This window comes from Pseudomonas sp. SZ57 (assembly GCF_009495975.1).
Taxonomy (GTDB): Bacteria; Pseudomonadota; Gammaproteobacteria; order Pseudomonadales; family Pseudomonadaceae; genus Aquipseudomonas; species Aquipseudomonas syringae.
Map to the genome: position 1 here is coordinate 306,365 of NZ_WIBD01000002.1, position 19,066 is coordinate 325,430.

The following is a 19,066-nucleotide window of genomic DNA, read 5'->3' on the forward strand; positions in this document are numbered from 1 at the left end:
TCGTCCATTACCCGACGCCCGTCAAGCCGGATATTAAATCACGTTTGCCCACAACACTCAGCAGCTCATCGCTCTAGCGGCTGCTGCGCGCATAGCTCTGGCAGGCCTCGCGAAAGGCCTTGAACAGGCTGAGCGAAACAGGGTTGTCCATGAACTCCCATTCCGGATGCCACTGCACGCCCAGCACAAAGCCTGGCGCACCAGGCATGGACACCGCTTCCACAAGGCCATCGGGGGCCAGCGCTTCTGCGCGCAGGTCCGATGCCAGGCGGTCAATACCCTGGCTGTGCAGGCTGTTGACCTCGAACCCCGGCGCCAGCCCGAGCGAGTCGAGCAAACCGCCCATCTGCACCTGCACGGGATGCTTTGGCGCGTACTGCACCGCCAGCACCTCACTCTGCGGCTCACGGTGATCCAGATAGCCAGGCAACTCCTGGACCCGCTGATGCAGGCTGCCGCCCAAGGCTACATTCAGCTCCTGAAAACCGCGGCAAATGCACAACACCGGCACGCCCTGAGCGATGGCAGCCCTGAGCAGCGGCAGTGTGGTGCGATCCCGGAATACATCATGAGCGGTGCCCTCCACGCTCGCCGGCCCATTGTAGTGACGCGGCTCGACGTTGGACGGCGAGCCGGTAAACAGCAGGCCATCCAGCGACGCGAGCAATTGCGCAGGCTCGGTGGGCACCTCGAGTGCGGGCAGAATCACCGGCACACCGGCGAAGGCTGCGGCCTCGACGTACTTGTCGCCTGCGGTGTGAGAAGAATACTTGCCCAACTGCTGACGGCAGGCGGTGACACCGATCAAGGGAGGTCGCGACATAGCTTGAATCCTGTGTGAAATCTGAGTGGTCAGCGCCATTTGGACGCTATCCAGCGGGAATGAAACCAGTCTAGGATAGTCACCTGCGCAACAAACATAGGCGTTCAGGCAAAGGAACAATGCACCAATGCAATATGAAATCAGCCACGCCGACCTGTCACTGGTGCTCGCTCTGGTTCGCGGCCGCACGCTGGCCCGTGCCGCCGATCTGTTGCAGGTTGATGTATCGACCGTATTCCGCTCGATCCGTCGCCTGGAAACAGCCCTTGGTGCAGCGCTGTTTGAAAAGAACCGGCGCGGGTACATACCGACCGATACCGCGCAGGCCATGGCCGAGCAGGCCGAGCGCGCCGAACAGGCACTTGCCGCTGCGCGCATCGCGTTGCAACAGGGCGAACAAGTGGTTAGCGGTACGGTACGCCTGACCTGTACCGATGCAGTACTGCATAGCCTGCTATTACCGGCGCTGGCGGACTTCATGCCGCAGTACCCTGCCCTTACGCTGGAGCTGGCCACCTCCAATGCTTTTGCCAACCTCAGCCGTCGCGATGCCGACATCGCCCTGCGCCTGACCAATACGCCACCCGAGCACCTGATCGGGCGCTGCCTGGGCAGTGCCGACTACTTTGTCTGCGGTCGCCCCGAATACCGCGAGGCCTTGACGCAAAACCCTGCCTCGCTCCCCTGGATCAGCCCCGACGACTCGATGCCCGACCATACCTCGGTGATCTGGCGCAAACAGGCCTTTCCGGGGGTATTACCGAGCTACCGCTGCAGCAACATGTCGGCTGTCTCGCAGTTGGTCGCTGCCGGCCTGGGCGTCGCGGCGTTGACCGGCTTCACGGTCGAGGGCCTTGGAGCGGTCGAACGCCTGAGTGGCCCGCTGGAAGGATGCCGCACCGACCTGTGGCTGCTGACCCGCCCCGACTGTCGCGCATTGCGTTCCGTGCAGACCCTGCTGGAAGCCCTCGCCCCGCGCCTGCGCGCAGCGTTGCAGGTATCGAGCCCCGGCTGATCGATCTCTGTGGATCCATTAAATAATAGTTAACTGAATTAATCATTGGATTAATCGCGATCTTGTGGCATTAATAATCGCGAGGAAACAACTTGATTCATTCTGTGGATCCATAAGACCAATAATCGAACCGTGGAGAACCATCATGCACCCGAAAAATGCGTGGTACGTCGCTTGCACAGCGGATGAAGTCGCCGACAAGCCTCTGGGCCGGCAGATCTGCAACGAAAAAATGGTGTTCTATCGCGACCAGAACCAGCAGGTCGTTGCCGTCGAAGACTTTTGCCCGCATCGCGGCGCCCCGCTCTCGCTGGGCTATGTCGAGAACGGCCAGCTGGTGTGTGGTTACCACGGGTTGGTCATGGGCGGCGACGGCAAGACTGTTTCGATGCCCGGCCAGCGTGTTCGAGGCTTCCCTTGCAACAAGACCTTCGCCGCGGTCGAGCGCTACGGCTTCATCTGGGTCTGGCCCGGTGACCGGGAAAAAGCCGACCCGGCGCTCATTCATCATCTGGAGTGGGCCGTCAGCGACGAATGGGCCTACGGCGGCGGGCTGTTTCATATCCAGTGCGACTACCGCCTGATGATCGACAACCTGATGGACCTCACCCACGAAACCTACGTGCATGCGTCCAGCATCGGCCAGAAGGAAATCGACGAGGCCGCGCCTGTTACAACGGTCGAAGGCGAAGAAGTGGTCACCGCCCGGCACATGGAAAACATCATGCCGCCGCCGTTCTGGCAGATGGCACTGCGTGGCAACAACCTGGCCGATGACGTGCCGGTCGATCGCTGGCAGATCTGCCGCTTCACGCCGCCCAGTCATGTGCTGATCGAAGTCGGCGTCGCCCATGCGGGCAAAGGCGGCTATAACGCGCCTAAAGAGTTCAAGGCGTCGAGCATCGTCGTCGACTTCATCACCCCCGAGACCGACACGTCCATCTGGTACTTCTGGGGCATGGCGCGCAACTTCAATCCCGCTGACGAAGCGCTGACCGCCAGCATCCGTGAAGGCCAGGGCAAGATTTTCACCGAAGACCTGGAAATGCTTGAGCGCCAGCAACAGAACCTGCTCAAACACCCGCATCGCAACCTGCTCAAGCTCAATATCGACGCCGGTGGCGTGCAGTCACGCAAGATTCTGGAGCGGCTGATCGCTGCCGAGCAGGCCGGTCCCGGCGAGCAGATTCCCGTGATGGCAACAAAATGACCGGCCATTGCCCGTCGAAACACCAAGACAACAATCAGAAGTGACCCATGCCGCGGTCACCCGAGGACCTACCATGATCGACGTGACGGTGTTATCACGGAACGATGAAGCACTGGATATCTGCAGCTTTGAACTGGTGCGAGCGGACGGAGCGCTGTTGCCGCCGTTCACCGCAGGCGCGCACATTGACGTGCACCTGCCGGACGGGCTGATCCGCCAGTACTCGCTGTGCAATGCCCCGAACGAGCGTCACCGCTACCTGATCGGCGTCCTCAACGACCCGGCTTCGCGCGGTGGCTCGCGCAGCCTGCATCAACAGATTCAGACTGGCGCACCGTTGCGTATCAGCGAACCGCGCAACCTGTTCCCGCTGGCTGAAAACAGCCGGCGCACGCTGCTGTTCGCCGGCGGTATCGGCATCACGCCGATCCTGTGCATGGCCGAACAGCTTACGCTGGAGGCTGCCGATTTCGAGCTGCATTACTGCGTGCGTTCCGCCGAGCGCGGCGCCTTTATCGAACGCATGAAGCATTCCGCATTTGCCGAGCGCATCACGCTGCACTTCGATGAACAGCCGAAAACCGCGCTGAACGCTGCCAAAGTGCTCGCCAACCCACAGCCAGATACCCATCTGTACGTGTGCGGGCCAGGCGGTTTCATGCAATACATCCTCGACAGCGCGCGGGCCGCTGGCTGGTCCGAGGACACTCTGCACCGCGAGTACTTCTCCGCAGAGCCGGTGGACACCAGCAACGACGGCAGTTTTTCGATCGAGATCGCCAGCACCGGCCAGGTCATTGCCATTCCGGCCAACAAGACGGTCGCTCAGGTACTCGAAAGCCACGGTATCGATATTCCGCTGTCGTGCGAGCAAGGTGTCTGTGGCACCTGCCTGACGCGGGTGTTGAAAGGCATTCCGGATCATCGCGATCTGTTTCTGACCGAAGACGAGCAGGCGCTCAACGATCAGTTCACGCCCTGCTGCTCACGTTCGAAGACGCCCGTGCTGGTGCTCGACATCTGATCAGTCCGGGCGCTGAATGACCTTCATGCGCTCGTTCTGCCCGGCGCCGAAGATTTCCGCATAACGCAAGGTGGCATTGGCATGCTCGCGCATGATGGCCTCGGCACGAGCGCCCTGCCCGTTGACCAGCGCATCCACCACGGCGTGATGCTGCATGTGGGCGAAATTGAACCGCCGGTATTCGCGAATCAGGTTGTCGCGATCCACGGCCAGCGCGGTTACCGAGGCAAAAGGCAGATGGTCGTTGCGCGACAGTGCATCGGCAATCGCGCGATTGCCGCTGCCCTCGACGATCACGCGGTGCAGGCGCATGTTCATGTCGTGATAGACCTCAAGGTCATCTTCAGTGACATGGCCCTTCTCGAACACCGCGTCACCCTGCACCAGACAGGCCTCAAGCTCGTCGCGCGCCTCCTGGGTCACGCCGCGCTCAGCCATTTGCCGCGCTGCAAGCCCCTCGAGGACACCGCGGACATCCACCGCGCCGGCGATTTCCATCGGGCTGATCGAGCGCACCTGAAAGCCACGCCCGCCAAACGGCACCAGCAGCCCCTCCTGCTCCAGCGTACGAAACGCCATGCGCACCGGCATACGGGAAACGCCGAACAGCTCGGCGGTCGGCACCTCCATCAGGCGCTCGCCGGCAGCCAGCTCGCCTGATGCAATCATCTTGCGCAACGCAACAAGGACGGTCTGCCCGGGTTTGCTCATCAAAAGGCTTCCGTGGGGATCAAAAAAGGCATCTTACCCCACGCGCGCCCGAGTGAATCGCCCACATGCAATCGATCAGAGGGGGCACGAGGCGGCGTAACCGAAGGTGCGCTCTTCATCGGGTATTTCAATCCACGCCAGCGTCTCTGCAAAACTGATCGGCGGGCTGTAGAAGTAACCCTGCACCATCGTGCAACCCAGGGTGGTCAGTGCATTCAACTCATCCTGCGTTTCGACGCCTTCGATCACGCAGCCCAGGGACATGTCCAGACTCAAGGCAACCAGCGATTTGACGATCTTGTAGCTGGCCGGGTTGTGATGCACGCCGGTGACAAAGCTGCGGTCGATCTTCAGCTTGGTCAGCGCCAGCGCGTGCAATTGACTGAGGCTGGAGAAACCGGTGCCGAAGTCATCCAGCGAGATGCCGCAACCCAGCTTGCGGAACTGGGTAATGGCCTGCTGCACCTGAGCAATATCTTGCATGACCGCCGTTTCAGTGATTTCCAGATCGAGCCGCGACGCATCGAAGCCGCTGTTTTTGATGATCTCGACAATTCGGCTGACACTTTCCAGAGACGCACAGTCGTGCGCGGACAGATTGAACGACAGCCTGACGGGCGCAGGCCAGGACAGGGCCATGTGCAGCGAGCGGGTCAGCAAGGGCGCAGTCAGCTTGTTGATCATGCCGATGCGCTCGGCGATCGGAATGAAATGCGCCGGCGATACGGCCCCCAGTTCAGGGCTGTTCCAGCGCGCCAGTGCCTCGAAAGCCACCGTTTCGCGCGTGCAGCTTTCAATGATCGGCTGAAACAATACGTGAAACTCGGTTTCCAGATTGGCGCGCCGCAAGGCCTGTTCGGTAACGCCGTCAGCATGCAATTGCTCACGATGGCTGGCGGAAAACAGGCAGGTGGTGCCGGGATTATGGTTCTTGCCCTGATACAGCGCGTAATCGGCAAACTCGAACAGCTGGGTCGCGTTATCCGCCGTGGCCGGGTACGTCGCCAGGCCCAGTGTCGCGCCAATCTGGATCGGCATGTCCGACAGCTCGAAACTCTCGCGCATGAGGTCACACAGGTGCTTGCCAAACGCCAGCAACGCGGCGCTGTCCATGTCACCCTTGATCACCAGCGCGAACTCGTCACCGCCCAGTCGCGATACATGCACCTTGTCACTAGAGGCGCTGGTCAGGCGTTCAGCAACCAGCATCAACAGACGGTCGCCGATTCGATGACCATACAGGTCATTGACCGGCTTGAACCCGTCCAGGTCCAACACGCCCACTGCCAGCCCGCTACGTTGCGCCATTGCCTCGGTCATCGCAGCATCCAGGGTCTGAAAGAACTGCCGACGATTGGGCAGGCCCGTCAGGCTGTCCTGATTGGCCAGCAGCAGGTTCTCGTTACTCAGTTGCTCGGTCTTTACCTGCACATTCACCAGGCTGGTGAAATCGCGGTACTGGTAATGAAGAATGATCAGCATGCCGATCGACACCAGCACGATATTCACCGCTGTGGCGATAAAGGTAATGTTGTAGGTCGAGGCGAAGAAGATGACGAAGGCGGTGTTGACGACCAGCGCGGTGGTCAGCGCGGCGGGCCGCAAGTGCATCATGCAGAAGATGCAGACAATTACCGTAATGCCCATGAAAAACGCGACATGTGCCTGGGAATAGGCATCGCCATAGGGGTAAAGCGAGAGGGACCAGGCGGCAAACCCCGCCGCTATCACGCCCGCCAGGCCATGGGTTCCACGCAGCGTGGCCAGAATGATCGCAGGAGCGGGTGGCGGCCGGTTTACCGTGCGCAACCATTTGCGTGCACGGACAGCACAGATAATCGTGAGCAGCGCCGGAACCAGCAGCGTCAACCACATCGGGGCTGTTCGCCAATGGGTGAACGCCAACGCCCAGGTATTGACCAGCAGCACGAAGTACATCAACGGCAGTTGTCGGGACAACGCAACGTATTGGGCCTGCAACAACCTGGGGTTATCAGCGGGCACAGACATCAGGGCACGCAAGGCACCCGGTAGTTTTTTCAGCATCGCAAGGCTTCTCTGTTACCACAGTCAAAGCACACGTGGCTTGCTGCTCATCATGCGAACCGGACAGCTAATTGTCGGTTCGCTTGTCAGGCTCTCGGCGGATGTGATTAATTCTTTACGGTAAAACCGAGCCGTGCATCGGTTTAATTGAAAAAATCCGCCGGTCACTTTCCCCCTGCGCGCGCCTGGATTAATGACGCTTGTACACCTTTCAAGCGTCCGCTACGGATAAAGGGCATTAACGTGCCGATCTTCCATTTGCAGGCGACCATGCTGATGGCTGGCGGTATTGAAGCAGCGAAAGTCGATGAGCAGTTTCTGTCGGCCAGCAGCCTCTCAGGCTTGACGCAGTCACTCCATCAGTTCGCCGCCACCTGCGCCCGGTCGGCCTGCATGACCAATGCTTTTAGCGAAGCGTCGAACTGTTTCAAGGCATTCACCTGCAAATCACGCTGCTGATCGATTTGTGCAGCGATCTCCGGAGCGGCCTTGCCTTGCACCCAGACCGAGGTCATTTCCCGAACCACCTCACCTTCAGCCTTGCCGATGTATTGCAGGTCATTGTCATAGAAGCGCGCCATGAACCGCGCCTCGACCTGACTGTTGCGCTTGCTCACCAGACGATTGTAAGTGTCGAGCATGACCACCACGTCCGGCCGCGCCTGCATCAGCGCATCGAGATTGTCGTAAACGGTTACCGAGGCGAACTCTTTCTTTAATGAACCCACCAGCCAGTCGGTCGCAAGTTGAGGGTCCGAGCTGTTGATGAATGCATTGCGGATACGCGCATCGAGTGCGCCATTGCTGCCGCTCCTGAGTGCAACCGAATGGTAGTTGTTCAAATACTGAAGGTTGCTGAGAGTATTTTCGCTGTACAGCACGCCCACCGACTGAGTGTGTTGCAGGCTCGCGGCGCTGTCGACGACGGGCATGAAATGGCAGGACTGTTCGGAGACCGGGGAGACGGCAGCATTGACGGGGGCAGTGAACACAATGCTGGTGCTGAACACGGCAGCAAACGTCAACAGATTGAAGATTCTCATCGCGTCGTCTCCCTTTGGAGCAGGTGGCTATGGCGCCATCCTCCTCCTTTGCCGGAAAAACAGAACTTGCCTTGCTTGATGATGACTATCGACTGAATGAATGATAGTTGATGCCACTACGTTGCAAGGTTTTTCGCTTCAATTTTCATCTGCCCTGACGGCCGCACGAATGGCTTGGAGCAGCATCCGGCACGCCGGATTGTCATTGTCGGTACGCCAGGCCAGGTGCAACTCGCTCTGCACGCCTTCGCCCAGGTCAATGTCACGAAACACGACGTCCTTGAACACCACATTGGTTGCGCAACGCGGCACCAATGCCAGGCCCATTCCAGCGTTGACCAGCGCCAGAATAGTCAGTGACGATCCAAGCCATTGGACATACTCCGGCGCAACTTGTGCGGAGCGAAACATACCGGTCAGCAGTTCGTTGAACGGTGGATACGCCGAATGCGAATACATCAGGAACGGCGCGCCATCCAGATCGGCCACCGCGACCGAGTCCGCATGCGCCAACCGATGATTGCTCGGGACGGCCAGCACAAAAGGCTCGCGAACCAGGCATTCGCTCTCGTAACCCGGCTGAAACAGTGGCGCTCGCACGATACCGAGGTCAATGCGCCGCGCCCTGAGTGCTTCGTGCTGCTGATAGGTGTTCATTTCCGTCAGGGAAATCTTCACCTGCGGCTGCTTGAGGCGCGCCTCGGCGATCACCCTGGGCAGAAACTCATACACCGCGCTGCCGACGAAACTGATGGTCACCGAGCCGATGTCACCCTCGGCAAAGCGCCGCGCGGAAATGGCCGCCTGCTGCGCGCGCTCCAGCAAGGTCTGCGCCTCGATGAAAAAAGCCCTGCCCGCTGCAGTCAGGGCCACACTGCGGGTACTGCGAGTGAACAGCTCGACGCCCAGATTGTGCTCCAGTATCTGAATCTGCCGACTCAACGGCGGCTGTGTCATGTTGAGCCGTTCGGCGGCACGGCGGAAATTCAGCTCCGTGGCCACCGTGGTGAAGCAACGCAGTTGGGAAAGCTCGAACATTGATCCACTCCCGGTATCAATCAAGTCAAAAGCTGGATTGGACAGGAATAATACACGCCTCCATGATCGACTCATCCCCAAAAAAACAATGAATGGGAGTCGCCTCTTGAATACCGTCCCTGGTACTACGGACGCCACGGTGCTTGCCCGTGCGGCCGCCAAGGTGAAACGCCACGTGCTGCCGCTGTTCGTGGTGATGTTCATCGTCAATTACATCGACCGGGTCAATATCGGTTTTGTACGCAGCCATCTGGAAACCGATCTGGGTATCGGCGCAGCAGCTTACGGGCTGGGTGCCGGATTGTTCTTTGTCGGTTACGCACTGTTCGAAGTCCCCTCCAACATGCTCTTGCAGCGCTACGGTGCCCGCGCCTGGCTGACCCGCATCATGTTTACCTGGGGCGCGGCCGCGATGGCCATGGCGTTCGTGCAAGGCGAAACCAGTTTCTACGTGCTGCGCTTCATTCTGGGCGCTGCCGAAGCCGGTTTCTTCCCCGGCATCATCTATTACTTCACCCAGTGGCTGCCTTCCAGCGACCGCGGCAAGGCCATGGCGCTGTTTCTAAGCGGTTCGGCGATAGCGTCGGTGATTTCCGGACCGGTGTCCGGCGCCCTGCTCGGCATCGAGGGCCTGAACCTGCATGGCTGGCAATGGATGTTTCTGATCGAAGGCTTCGCGTCGATCGTGCTCTGCGGTTTCGTCTGGTTCTGGCTGCAATCACATCCTCATGAAGCCCGCTGGCTCAGTGACGAAGAAAAAACCGCCCTCAGCACCGCCATCGCCGAAGAGCAACGGCTGCGCGAAGCTTCACAAACCGTCAGACCCTCGGTCTTCCGACTGTTGGCGGACCGGCAGATCCTGCTGTTCTGCTTCATCTACTTTTCCGTGGCACTGACCATCTACGGCGCCACCTTCTGGCTGCCGAGCATGATCCGCAAGATGGGCAGCTTCAGCGATCTCGAGGTCGGGTTGTTCAATTCGATCCCGTGGATCATCTCCATCGTGGCCATGTACGGCTTTGCAGCACTGGCGGCACGCTTCAAGCACCAACAGGCCTGGGTGGCGGTCACGCTGGTCATCGCTGCAGCCGGCATGTTCATGTCCACCGTGGGCGGTCCGGTGTTCGCCTTTGTCGCCATCTGCTTCGCGGCAATCGGTTTCAAGGCTGCCTCTGCGCTGTTCTGGCCAATCCCTCAGGGCTATCTGGATGCACGCATTGCCGCTGCGGTCATTGCGCTGATCAACTCCATCGGCAACCTGGGCGGCTTCGTTGCGCCCACCACGTTCGGCTTTCTGGAGCAGACCACCGGTTCGATTCAAGGCGGCCTGTATGGGCTGGCAGCGACATCGCTGCTGGCTGCGGTGGTGATCTTCTTCGCCCGCACTACGCCACGAGGTGACCGTGGCCGCCCGTCCAGGGCTGAGCGGCCCGCAGCGCTCAGCCCTGCCGTCACTGGCACCCCTTCCAGCCTCAAACCCTGACCTCCGGGAGACCGCCCTTTGAAAATCATCCGTGTAACCGTGACCCCTATCGCCTTTCGCGACCCGCCGCTGCTCAACGCCAGTGGTATTCACGAACCCTTTGCCCTGCGCTCGATCATCGAGGTGGAAAGCGACAACGGCTACATCGGCCTCGGTGAAAGCTATGGTGATGCCCCGGCACTGGCGATTCAGCAACAGGTGCAGACCCAGCTGATCGGGCTCGACCCGTTCAACCTCAATCAGCTGCGCAGCATCGTGCAGGCGACCGTGGCGGCGCATAAGCCTGCCAGCCTGGCCGGTGCCGAACTGGCGCCGGGCTCACACGCCAGCAAGGCGGTCAGCAATGCCTATTCTGCGTTCGAAGTGGCGTTTCTGGATTTGCAGGCACGTTCCATGAACCTGCCACTGGTGGACCTGCTCGGCGGTGCCATTCGTGACCAGATACCCTTCAGCGCTTACCTGTTCTTCAAATACGCGCAGCATGCCGATGCCCCTTACGCGCCCGACAGCTGGGGTGAAGCGCTCAGCGAAGAGCAGATCGTCGCCCAGGCTCGGCGCATGATCGAAGCCTATGGCTTCAAAAGCATCAAGCTCAAGGCCGGTGCGCTGCAGCCGGAACACGAGGTGTCGTGCATCAAGGCGCTGAAAAAAGCCTTCCCCGGTTATCCGCTGCGCATCGATCCCAACGGCAACTGGTCGCTGGAGACCTCGATTCGCATGGCCGAACTGCTGGGCGATGATCTGCAATATTACGAAGACCCGACGCCGGGCCTCGACGGCATGTCCGAATTGCACAAACGCACCGGCCTGCCGCTGGCGACCAACATGGTGGTGACCGATTTCGACGAGTTCCGCCGCAGCGTGGCCCTCGACAGCGTGCAGATCGTGCTCGCCGACCACCATTACTGGGGCGGCCTGCGCGACACTCAGGCGCTGGCGAAGATGTGCGACACCTTTGGCCTGGGCGTGTCGATGCACTCCAACTCGCATCTGGGTATCAGCCTCATGGCCATGGCCCACGTCGCAGCGTCGGTGCCCAATCTGGACTACGCCTGCGACACGCACTACCCGTGGCAGGAGCCGGACGAGGAAGTCATCAAGGGCGGCAAACTGCCGATTGTCGACGGCTGTGTCAGCATCACCCGCGCACCCGGTCTGGGGCTGGAACTGGACCATGACCAGCTCGGCAAGCTCAACGACCAGTATCACAGCTGTGGCATTCGGCAGCGCGATGACGTGAAGCAGATGCAAAAGTACAAGCCGGACTGGAAGGCGGTCAAACCGAGGTACTGAAGCCGTCCGGCTCGGCTTAATCGGCCTGCTGAGCAGGCGCGGTCTTCTGGTAGACACCCGGTGGATCCTGCCGGGTGCGGCCACGGACCAAGGCTTCGGGGTTGCGGCCCAGGTAATCGGTCAGGACCCTTACCGAGCGGGCCATGCGCTGAACCTCATCCATTGTCCGGTCGATCTGTTGACGCACAGGCGAGTCCTCGGCGAGCGCTGCGCCGGCAATGTCCAGCGTGCTTCGGGATTGCAGCAGAACGCCGTGCAGTTCAGGCATCACCTGCGCGTTGAAAAGCCTGAACGTCTTCTGCGCCTCGCCGAGGCTGCCATTCAGGTTGCCGGCGATCTCCTGCACCGGCACTTTGCCGACCTTGTCGATGATCTGCTGTACCTGCTCCTGCATCTTTTCAAGCTCCCCCGGCACGGTCGGGATTATCAGCGGCTGCGCACTGACATCGAACGGTACCGGCGTAGCGTTGGCGATAAAACCCAGCGAAATATACAGTTGTCCGGTCAGCAGACTCTCGCTGCGAGGCTGTGCACGCAGGCCTCGCTTGACGAAGTCGGCTATCAACTGCGCCGTACGTGCATCGTCGGTAACGCCCAATGTCTTTACGATTTTTTCATTGGCCATACCCAGGCGATCCGGGTAAATCACCGCCTCGACAATACTGGTGAACGACTGGCTGGCCGCGTCGTAATCCAGGTCTACCGAGACGACTCGCCCCAGTGTTATACCCATGAACTCGACCGGTGAATTGACCTCAAGCCCCCGCAGCGACTGACTGAATATCATGCGGATGTAACCCGGTTCGCCGTCGGGCGGCGACAGCGCCTTCTGCTGATCGTCGAACAGCGTAAAGCGTGCATGCTCTGCAGCCCTGGGTGCCTTCGTGCTGTAATCCGGCTCGACGAAGGCCACCCCTCCCGCCAGTATCGTCGAAACTGATTCAGTCTTTATTTTCAGACCATCGGCGTCCACCGTCATGCCGATGCCACTGGCATTCCAGAAGCGCGTATCGGTGGTCACGAACCTGTCGTTGGGCGCATTGATGAAAACTTCCGCATCCACGCTCTTGCCGTCATCGGATAAATGAAAGGCCGCTATCTGTCCGACTTGAATGCGTCGGTAGTACACAGGAGACCCCACCTCCAGTGAGCCCATGTCCCCGGCATGCAGGGTAAAACGTGTGCCTTTTGTACCGTAGGTAATGGGTGGCGCAGTTTCCTGACCGACAAAGTGTTTTTTCGTACGCCCGGACGTGCCACTGTCCGCAGCGATAAATGGCCCGGAAAGCAAGGTATCCACGCCCGACACACCGGTGGCGCCTATACGCGGGCGCACCACCCAGAACAAGGAATCCTCGGCAGTGAACGCACGGGCGTTGGCATCAAGGTCCACCGTCGCCACCACGCCTGTGCGGTCGTTGTTCAAGACCACGGCCGATACCTCGCCAATCACGACATTCTTGACCTTGACCTTCGTCTTTTGAGCTTCAAGCCCCTCGGCGCTCTGGAAGGTGATGAAGACTCTCGGGCCTTTGGACAGTGTGCTGCCGATCAGCAGCGAAAGGCCTATCAAGGCAGCAAGCAGCGGAACCAGCCAAACCGGGGATACGCCGAAACGTCTGTTTCGGGAGAGTGAAGCGCCGACTGCCGATGCAGAAACCGAACCTGAGCGATCAGACATTTTTTCCTCTGAGACGCCCACACGGGGTCATGCCGACGATTGATACTGTCGGTCGAACTCTGAACCTCGGCTATAAATAAACCATCAAGGAAATATCAAGATCTGATCAAGATGCGATGGTGCCGTTGCGGCGGGAATCCATCGTGTGGTCTTGCATGAAGCCGACCTTTTGGTCGTAAGCGGATGGCGAACACATCTTTACTTCGTCCTCACATCGATCTGCTTCCAACTGCTATATAAACTCCGTCTCGCTAAGAGGTGTGAGTAGGTAGTGGGAGCGATGCGATCATTTGATCAAAGGCCGCCACCGCATATCTTCCATCAAGGCTTTTCAAGGTTGGCATTGCTGAAGGAAACCCGAATCTCACTCTGCCGGGAAGCACTTGATCCATAGCTGAGTACCAGGTCAGCAGAGCTTGTTGGAGGCGCACGTGTAGCTCGAATCCACTCCGTCGGCGGGTGGTGTCTGCTTTGGCTCGTTCGCGCGCGAGCTGAGGGTCTATGCGGCCAACAATGTAACAGTCAGCAAAGCCAATACGTCCTTGTACGATTGTTTCTCTTGTGGCGTTCAACTCTATTCGCCAGGTGTGTTCGCTCGTCTCGCCGATCTGCCAAAGGCTCCAAATGTAGTGGAGCTTGAGAGGGTCACTGTCACACAAAGCCCACGAAGAAATGTCTTCCATGGCCAACGCTTTTTGCCAACGATCCACGTTTCGCTCTGCCCAAAAAGTTGCTGCTCCGACTGGATCTTTTATCCGATCCGGTTCGTTTTCAAAACGGCCGTTTTCAGGAATGACATGTTGCCCTCCATGCTTAGCGCACCAAGTCGTTTTCCCGCTGGCGCTGATTCCTTCAACAACCAAAATCATCGTTATGACTACTCCGTTAATTGCGCCATCCTTGCAAGTCCCAAATCATCAGGGGTTACGTGGTTTCTGCCGCCACCCACTGATGCGGCAGCAGTTGCTCGATCTCGCTCGCCCGCTGCGTCGGCAGGCGTGTAAGAACGTCCTTCAAATAAGCATACGGATCATGCCCGTTGAGCCGCGCAGATTGGATCAAACTCATGATCGCCGCCGCCCTTTTTCCGCTGCGTAGCGACCATGCAAAGAGCCAGTTCTTACGTCCAAGAACCCATGGACGGATTTGATTCTCGGCCCAATTGTTGTCAATGGGTACGGCTCAGTCGTCGAGGTAGCGCGACAGCGCTGCCCAGCGTTTCAGGCTGTAATCGAGTGCTCTACTGATGGCCGAACCTTCGAGCACGAGATCGCGCTGGGCGATCATCCAAGCATGCACCATGTCCATCACCGGTACGGCTTTTTCTTGCCGTATTCGGCGCCGTTAAATGCAGGTTGCGGCGCCGTGTTTTTCTGCGCTTGTACCCGTATCCATTTATGGAAGAGGTTTGCGTTGAGGCTATGGCTGAGCGCGATGCTGGCAATAGAAGCGCCGGGCTGGGCACACTCTTGAATGACTTGGGCCTTGAAGGACTTGGAGTAGGAACGGCGTTGTGGCTGCATGAAATACCCGCTTAAAAGGCTAGAACTGGTGTCCACCTAAATTTAAGTGCACACCATGTCCTGGCCTCGCGGGGCTGGGTAGATGACTTGGCCGGACGCATACTTTTGGTCGGCTTCATACCGTTGATCAAGGCAACGGATCAAACTTCAATTCGCTGAGGCTTTGCACCTTGTCTTCGCGAACCATTTTGTATTCGGTATTCGGGCCGATCCAGTGCGCCCAGATTGCGTCGATCTCGCCTGCGGCTTCCATTTCGCGCAGTGATTCGTTGACCTTCGCCAGAAAGGCCGGTTCGCCCTGGCGCATGCCGGCACCAATGGGCTCAAGCGCCATCGGTTCCTTGGCGATTGCCAATTCCACGCCGCCGGCCTTGGCCTGCCCGACCAGCTTGATCGCAGTCATGGTGTTGGTCACCAGGCCCACCACCTTGTTCTGTTGCAGTGCCATGTAGGCAGAGCCGGTGTCCTGGAAGGTCACTGGCGTTGCGTCAGCCAGGCGGATCGACTGCTCGGACGTAGAGCCCTTGGTCGAACTGATGCGTTTGCCCTTGAAGAACGATTTCGGCTGATCGGCATTCGCCGCACGGACTACCAGTGTTTCCTTGGCGATGTAGTAAGGGTCGCTGAACTGGATCTGCTCTGCACGGCTCTTGGTGTAAGCCAGGTTGGCGAAAATCACATCCACGCGGCCCATTTTGACTTCCGGGATCCGTGCTTCGACCGACAGCGGCTTGAGTTCCAGCTCCACGCCCATGTGTTTGGCCAGGGCTTTGCAAAGATCGACGTCCATGCCCACCAGTTCGCGGGTTTGAGGGTCCGGTGCCGAGAACGGCGGAACGTCGGCGTACACGCCACAGCTCAGGCTTTTCTTGCTCATCACATCGCTGAGCTGATCGGCATGGACCGCTGAAACAGCCAACGGCGACAACGCCAGTGCAGCCAATACAGACTTGATACGCATGGTGAGACTCCTGGAAATGAATTGAGTGATTCGCTGAAATCAGTGCCTGCGCTCAATGGCTGCGCAGGTCGGCAATGAAGCGCTGGGCACGCGGATGGCTCGGTTGCTGAAAGAACACCTCAGGGCTGGATTTTTCGAGGATCTGCCCCGCATCCATGAACCAGATGGTGTCGGCCACTTCCCGGGCAAAATTCATCTCGTGGGTGACGCACATCATGGTCATGCCCTCTTTGGCCAGGCCTTTCATGACGCCAAGCACCTCGCCGACCATTTCCGGGTCAAGTGCGCTGGTGGGCTCGTCAAACAGCATGACGGGCGGCTCCATGGCCAGCGCGCGGGCAATCGCCACCCGCTGCTGCTGGCCACCGGACAACTGCGCCGGGTAGGCACCGGCCTTGTGTGCCAGCCCTACCCGATCCAGCAACTCCATGGCGCGGGCGCGCGCTTCGCTGCTCTTCAGGCCACGGACCTTGGTCGGGGTCAGGATGATGTTGTCGAGCACCGACAGGTGCGGAAACAGATTGAAACTCTGGAACACGAAACCCACGCGGCTGCGCAGCCGATTGACGTTGGCGTCGGTGCCGTTCACGTCACGGCCATCAAACAGGATCTGGCCTTGCTGCACGTCCTCAAGACGATTGACGGTGCGAATCAGCGTCGACTTGCCCGAGCCTGAAGGCCCGCACAGCACCACCACTTCGCCGCGCTGCACCTCAGCGGTGATATCGGTCAGGGCCTGGTACTCGCCATACCATTTATTGATCCTGGAAAACATGATCATCGGATGCATTGGGCAACCCTCAATTATCGGTAGTCAAAGGCCGGGGAATGGGCGCAGGCGATACATCGCCTTCACGTTTGCGGGCAATCCGCTGCTCCACCACAGCGGCGAGACGGGTCAGGCCGTAGCACAGCACGTAGTAAGTGATCGCCAGGATGAAGAACACCTGAAACGGCTTGGTCAGCAGCTGGTTATTGATCTGATTGGCAGCAAAGGTCACTTCCTGGACGTTGATCACGTAGCCCAGCGACGTTTCCTTGATGATCGAAATGAACTGGCTGATCAGGCTCGGCAAGGCGTTGTACAGCGCCTGCGGCAGGATCACCCAGACCGTGGTGCGCAGGTAGCCCATTCCAAGTGCGCGGGAGGCTTCGTACTGACCGGTGGGCAGCGCCTGAATAGCGCCGCGGATGATTTCGCACAGATAAGCGCTCTGATAGACCACCAGCGTGCAGAGCATGGTGGTGAAGCCGGTGATGTTATGCCCGATCAGCAACGGAACCAGAAAGTAGGTCCAGAAAATCACCATCAGCAGCGGAATGCCGCGCATCACATAGACCCAGACCGTCGCCGGGTAGCGCAGCCAGCGCCACGGTGAGACCCGCGCCAGCGACAACAGCAGCCCCAGGGGAAAGGCCAGCAAGAGTGCCAGCGCCGCCAGCATCAGCGTCGAGATCAGGCCGCCCATCGGGCCATGGGGGTATTGACCGACCAGCAGCAAGGTCCAGTTATCGCGAACAATCGTGAAGACATCGAACATCGCCGCCTACCTCGCCATGGCTTTGCTGAACTGCCGGGCCAGCAACGCGCCCAGGCCCATCAGCATCAGTGAAATGGCCAGGTAGACCACGGTTGCCACCAGATACGCTTCGAAAGTGCGGAAGGTGTAGTTCTCGACCTCACGGGTGGCATAAGTCAGCTCCACCACGCCGATGGCCATGACCAGACTGGTGTTCTTGAACAACAGGACCGTGTGATTGATCAACGACGGCAAACAGTTGCGAACCCCTTGCGGCAGGATGACGTAGCGCATCGAACGCACATAGCCCAGGCCCAGGGCGCGCGACGCTTCGACTTGCCCGGCCGGAATCGCGCGTAACCCGCTGCGGATGTCTTCACTGAAATAAGCCGCCTGGCAAAGCCCCAGGGCGATGACCGAGAACAGGTACTCGGTGCTGTAGTTGGCCAGCCAGATCTGCGTGCTTTCGGACAGCAAGGTGGGGATACCGAAATACCAGAGCATCAGTTGCACCAGCGTCGGCACATTGCGGTGGTAGGACACATAGGCCGCCACCAGGCGCTCGGCGTACTTGTTGCCGGTCAGGCGAATCGACACCAGCAGCAGGGCCACCGCCATGGCCAGACACCAGGCAACCAAGGCCAGTTGGAGGGTCGTTTCTATGCCCTTGACGATCAGCTCGGCGTACTCGCCCTGCAGGATCGCTGAAAGATCGAATTTACTCGTCATGGTTGTTCCCATAGACATTCAGCCAGGGCAGAAGCAAGGCGCCAGTGAGTCTGGCGCGGGTATGGCATGGCGGCTGGTGCCGCTCTCGTGATGGGTACAGCCCTCGAAGACGCAGCCTCAGCCTTCGTAGTCCTGCGGGCGCGCCGTCGACAATCCGCCGGGGACCTGCAGCGTCGGGGTGATCTCCATGTGGCCGATGTTGACTGCGATGGGCGCGGCAATCACATAGGCGATCGCATCGGCAATGTCCTTGGCCACCGGCAGCTCATAGCCCTCGATGAAACGCTTGCGCACTTCCTCGGAGTCGCCATGCACGTGGGCGAAGATATCCGTCGCCACGCGCCCCGGACAGATTTCGGTAACCCGCACGCGCTTGCCGAAGGCATCGATGCGCAACTGCCGGGACAGCATGCTCACCGCCGCCTTTGTCGCGTGGTACGTCGAGTTGCCACCGAAGTTGTACGCGGCAGCGATCGAGCTGATGTTGATGATGTGCCCGCAATCACGCTCGACCATCCCTGGCAACGAGAGCCTGGCGATCTGCAATACCGCGCGCAGGTTCACATCGACCAGCAGATCGATCCCTTCAGCGTCCGCCTTGAGCAGCGAGCCGGGCCGGTCGACGCCGGCATTATTGACCACGACATCGAAATGATGGGCCTGAAACAGGGCCGTCAGGCCAGCCAGATCCGTTACGTCGATAGCGTGCGCGATACAACCGGTGCGCTGCGCCAGTGCCGCCAGCTTGTCTGCACTGCGCGCCAGCGCATGGACCTGCAGACCTTCGGCACACAGCCGCTCGACGACGGCCTCGCCAATGCCGGAAGAAGCGCCGGTGACCAGCGCGGTTTGGTAATCGGAAAAAGGCATGTCAGGGTTTCCTTGAATAAGCGTCGATCAGCCGCTTGGCTGTTAATGCTGATCGCCTTGTACTGGACTTTAACGAGCGTCACGGGCAGCGACCAA

At 59.5% G+C, this 19,066-nt stretch carries 18 protein-coding genes and 2 pseudogenes; 6 read left to right on the forward strand and 14 right to left on the reverse strand.

Going from position 1 to position 19,066, the window contains the following annotated elements; translation table 11 throughout:
* Positions 1-73: 73 nt before the first annotated feature.
* Complete coding sequence (locus tag GE543_RS01430) at positions 74-823, reverse strand: gamma-glutamyl-gamma-aminobutyrate hydrolase family protein (RefSeq protein ID WP_153220321.1); 750 nt, start codon at positions 821-823, stop codon at positions 74-76.
* Positions 824-950: 127 nt separating this feature from the next.
* Here GE543_RS01430 and GE543_RS01435 point away from each other — a divergent pair, with 127 nt between their 5' ends.
* From GE543_RS01435 to GE543_RS01445, 3 genes are all read left to right on the forward strand, one after another.
* Positions 951-1,838 carry a LysR family transcriptional regulator gene (locus GE543_RS01435; protein WP_153220323.1) on the forward strand — a complete coding sequence of 296 codons (888 nt, stop codon included), beginning with the start codon at positions 951-953 and terminating at the stop codon, positions 1,836-1,838.
* 145 nt (positions 1,839-1,983) lie between these two features.
* Positions 1,984-3,048, forward strand: coding sequence for an aromatic ring-hydroxylating dioxygenase subunit alpha (locus GE543_RS01440; RefSeq protein WP_057406826.1), 1,065 nt, complete (start codon positions 1,984-1,986; stop codon positions 3,046-3,048).
* A 73-nt stretch (positions 3,049-3,121) separates the two neighbouring features.
* A complete protein-coding gene (locus GE543_RS01445) occupies positions 3,122-4,072 on the forward strand; it encodes a PDR/VanB family oxidoreductase (RefSeq protein WP_153220325.1) in 951 nt (316 codons plus the stop codon).
* Here GE543_RS01445 and GE543_RS01450 read toward each other — a convergent pair whose 3' ends face one another.
* Together GE543_RS01450 and GE543_RS01455 are read right to left on the reverse strand one after the other, a co-directional pair.
* Positions 4,073-4,783 carry a GntR family transcriptional regulator gene (locus GE543_RS01450; protein ID WP_153220327.1) on the reverse strand — a complete coding sequence of 237 codons (711 nt, stop codon included), beginning with the start codon at positions 4,781-4,783 and terminating at the stop codon, positions 4,073-4,075. It lies immediately after the preceding gene.
* Positions 4,784-4,858: 75 nt separating this feature from the next.
* On the reverse strand, positions 4,859-6,829 hold the full coding sequence (locus tag GE543_RS01455; protein WP_153220329.1) for a bifunctional diguanylate cyclase/phosphodiesterase: 1,971 nt from the start codon (positions 6,827-6,829) through the stop codon (positions 4,859-4,861).
* Between the two features lie 231 nt (positions 6,830-7,060).
* On the opposite strand from GE543_RS01455, the pseudogene GE543_RS27610 reads away from it, so the two are divergent.
* A pseudogene (locus GE543_RS27610) lies at positions 7,061-7,162 on the forward strand (nucleoside hydrolase); the annotation flags it as partial.
* Positions 7,163-7,188: 26 nt separating this feature from the next.
* On the opposite strand, the gene GE543_RS01460 reads toward GE543_RS27610, so the two are convergent.
* A complete protein-coding gene (locus GE543_RS01460) occupies positions 7,189-7,872 on the reverse strand; it encodes a hypothetical protein (RefSeq protein ID WP_024648534.1) in 684 nt (227 codons plus the stop codon).
* 138 nt (positions 7,873-8,010) lie between these two features.
* A complete protein-coding gene (locus GE543_RS01465; RefSeq protein ID WP_153220331.1) occupies positions 8,011-8,910 on the reverse strand; it encodes a LysR substrate-binding domain-containing protein in 900 nt (299 codons plus the stop codon).
* A gap of 139 nt (positions 8,911-9,049) precedes the next feature.
* Between GE543_RS01465 and GE543_RS01470 the strand changes: the two genes are divergently transcribed.
* Positions 9,050-10,393: an MFS transporter gene (locus tag GE543_RS01470; protein ID WP_024960947.1), complete on the forward strand. Its 1,344-nt coding sequence runs from the start codon at positions 9,050-9,052 to the stop codon at positions 10,391-10,393.
* Positions 10,394-10,411: 18 nt separating this feature from the next.
* Entirely contained in the window at positions 10,412-11,686 is a 1,275-nt protein-coding gene (locus GE543_RS01475; RefSeq protein WP_046237442.1) for a glucarate dehydratase family protein, read from the forward strand.
* A 16-nt stretch (positions 11,687-11,702) separates the two neighbouring features.
* Here the strand turns inward: GE543_RS01475 and GE543_RS01480 are convergent, their stop codons facing one another.
* From GE543_RS01480 to GE543_RS01520, 9 genes and pseudogenes are all read right to left on the reverse strand, one after another.
* Positions 11,703-13,367 carry an intermembrane transport protein PqiB gene (locus GE543_RS01480; RefSeq protein WP_153220334.1) on the reverse strand — a complete coding sequence of 555 codons (1,665 nt, stop codon included), beginning with the start codon at positions 13,365-13,367 and terminating at the stop codon, positions 11,703-11,705.
* Positions 13,368-13,618: 251 nt separating this feature from the next.
* Positions 13,619-14,236, reverse strand: a complete 618-nt coding sequence (locus tag GE543_RS01485) for a hypothetical protein (protein ID WP_046237443.1) — start codon at positions 14,234-14,236, stop codon at positions 13,619-13,621.
* 55 nt (positions 14,237-14,291) lie between these two features.
* A pseudogene (locus GE543_RS01490) lies at positions 14,292-14,711 on the reverse strand (transposase); the annotation flags it as partial.
* Entirely contained in the window at positions 14,675-14,890 is a 216-nt protein-coding gene (locus tag GE543_RS01495) for a transposase (protein ID WP_024683471.1), read from the reverse strand. The pseudogene GE543_RS01490 and the gene GE543_RS01495, both read right to left, overlap by 37 nt.
* A gap of 127 nt (positions 14,891-15,017) precedes the next feature.
* Complete coding sequence (locus GE543_RS01500; RefSeq protein ID WP_003383767.1) at positions 15,018-15,851, reverse strand: ABC transporter substrate-binding protein; 834 nt, start codon at positions 15,849-15,851, stop codon at positions 15,018-15,020.
* A gap of 52 nt (positions 15,852-15,903) precedes the next feature.
* Positions 15,904-16,632, reverse strand: coding sequence for an amino acid ABC transporter ATP-binding protein (locus GE543_RS01505; protein ID WP_170963801.1), 729 nt, complete (start codon positions 16,630-16,632; stop codon positions 15,904-15,906).
* A gap of 19 nt (positions 16,633-16,651) precedes the next feature.
* A complete protein-coding gene (locus GE543_RS01510) occupies positions 16,652-17,392 on the reverse strand; it encodes an amino acid ABC transporter permease (protein ID WP_153220336.1) in 741 nt (246 codons plus the stop codon).
* A gap of 6 nt (positions 17,393-17,398) precedes the next feature.
* Positions 17,399-18,100, reverse strand: a complete 702-nt coding sequence (locus GE543_RS01515) for an amino acid ABC transporter permease (protein ID WP_046237444.1) — start codon at positions 18,098-18,100, stop codon at positions 17,399-17,401.
* Between the two features lie 117 nt (positions 18,101-18,217).
* The gene (locus GE543_RS01520; RefSeq protein ID WP_103688550.1) at positions 18,218-18,970 is read right to left on the reverse strand and encodes an SDR family oxidoreductase; all 753 of its coding nucleotides are present in this window, start codon (positions 18,968-18,970) and stop codon (positions 18,218-18,220) included.
* Positions 18,971-19,066 lie beyond the last annotated feature (96 nt).

Coding starts and splice junctions, on each gene's coding strand:
- GE543_RS01430 (WP_153220321.1), bottom strand. CDS start 823: ATGTCGCGACCTCCCTTGATCGGTGTCACCGCCTGCCGTCAGCAGTTG.
- GE543_RS01435 (WP_153220323.1), top strand. CDS start 951: ATGCAATATGAAATCAGCCACGCCGACCTGTCACTGGTGCTCGCTCTG.
- GE543_RS01440 (WP_057406826.1), top strand. CDS start 1,984: ATGCACCCGAAAAATGCGTGGTACGTCGCTTGCACAGCGGATGAAGTC.
- GE543_RS01445 (WP_153220325.1), top strand. CDS start 3,122: ATGATCGACGTGACGGTGTTATCACGGAACGATGAAGCACTGGATATC.
- GE543_RS01450 (WP_153220327.1), bottom strand. CDS start 4,783: ATGAGCAAACCCGGGCAGACCGTCCTTGTTGCGTTGCGCAAGATGATT.
- GE543_RS01455 (WP_153220329.1), bottom strand. CDS start 6,829: ATGCTGAAAAAACTACCGGGTGCCTTGCGTGCCCTGATGTCTGTGCCC.
- GE543_RS01460 (WP_024648534.1), bottom strand. CDS start 7,872: ATGAGAATCTTCAATCTGTTGACGTTTGCTGCCGTGTTCAGCACCAGC.
- GE543_RS01465 (WP_153220331.1), bottom strand. CDS start 8,910: ATGTTCGAGCTTTCCCAACTGCGTTGCTTCACCACGGTGGCCACGGAG.
- GE543_RS01480 (WP_153220334.1), bottom strand. CDS start 13,367: ATGTCTGATCGCTCAGGTTCGGTTTCTGCATCGGCAGTCGGCGCTTCA.
- GE543_RS01485 (WP_046237443.1), bottom strand. CDS start 14,236: ATGATTTTGGTTGTTGAAGGAATCAGCGCCAGCGGGAAAACGACTTGG.
- GE543_RS01495 (WP_024683471.1), bottom strand. CDS start 14,890: ATGCAGCCACAACGCCGTTCCTACTCCAAGTCCTTCAAGGCCCAAGTC.
- GE543_RS01500 (WP_003383767.1), bottom strand. CDS start 15,851: ATGCGTATCAAGTCTGTATTGGCTGCACTGGCGTTGTCGCCGTTGGCT.
- GE543_RS01505 (WP_170963801.1), bottom strand. CDS start 16,632: ATGATCATGTTTTCCAGGATCAATAAATGGTATGGCGAGTACCAGGCC.
- GE543_RS01510 (WP_153220336.1), bottom strand. CDS start 17,392: ATGTTCGATGTCTTCACGATTGTTCGCGATAACTGGACCTTGCTGCTG.
- GE543_RS01515 (WP_046237444.1), bottom strand. CDS start 18,100: ATGACGAGTAAATTCGATCTTTCAGCGATCCTGCAGGGCGAGTACGCC.
- GE543_RS01520 (WP_103688550.1), bottom strand. CDS start 18,970: ATGCCTTTTTCCGATTACCAAACCGCGCTGGTCACCGGCGCTTCTTCC.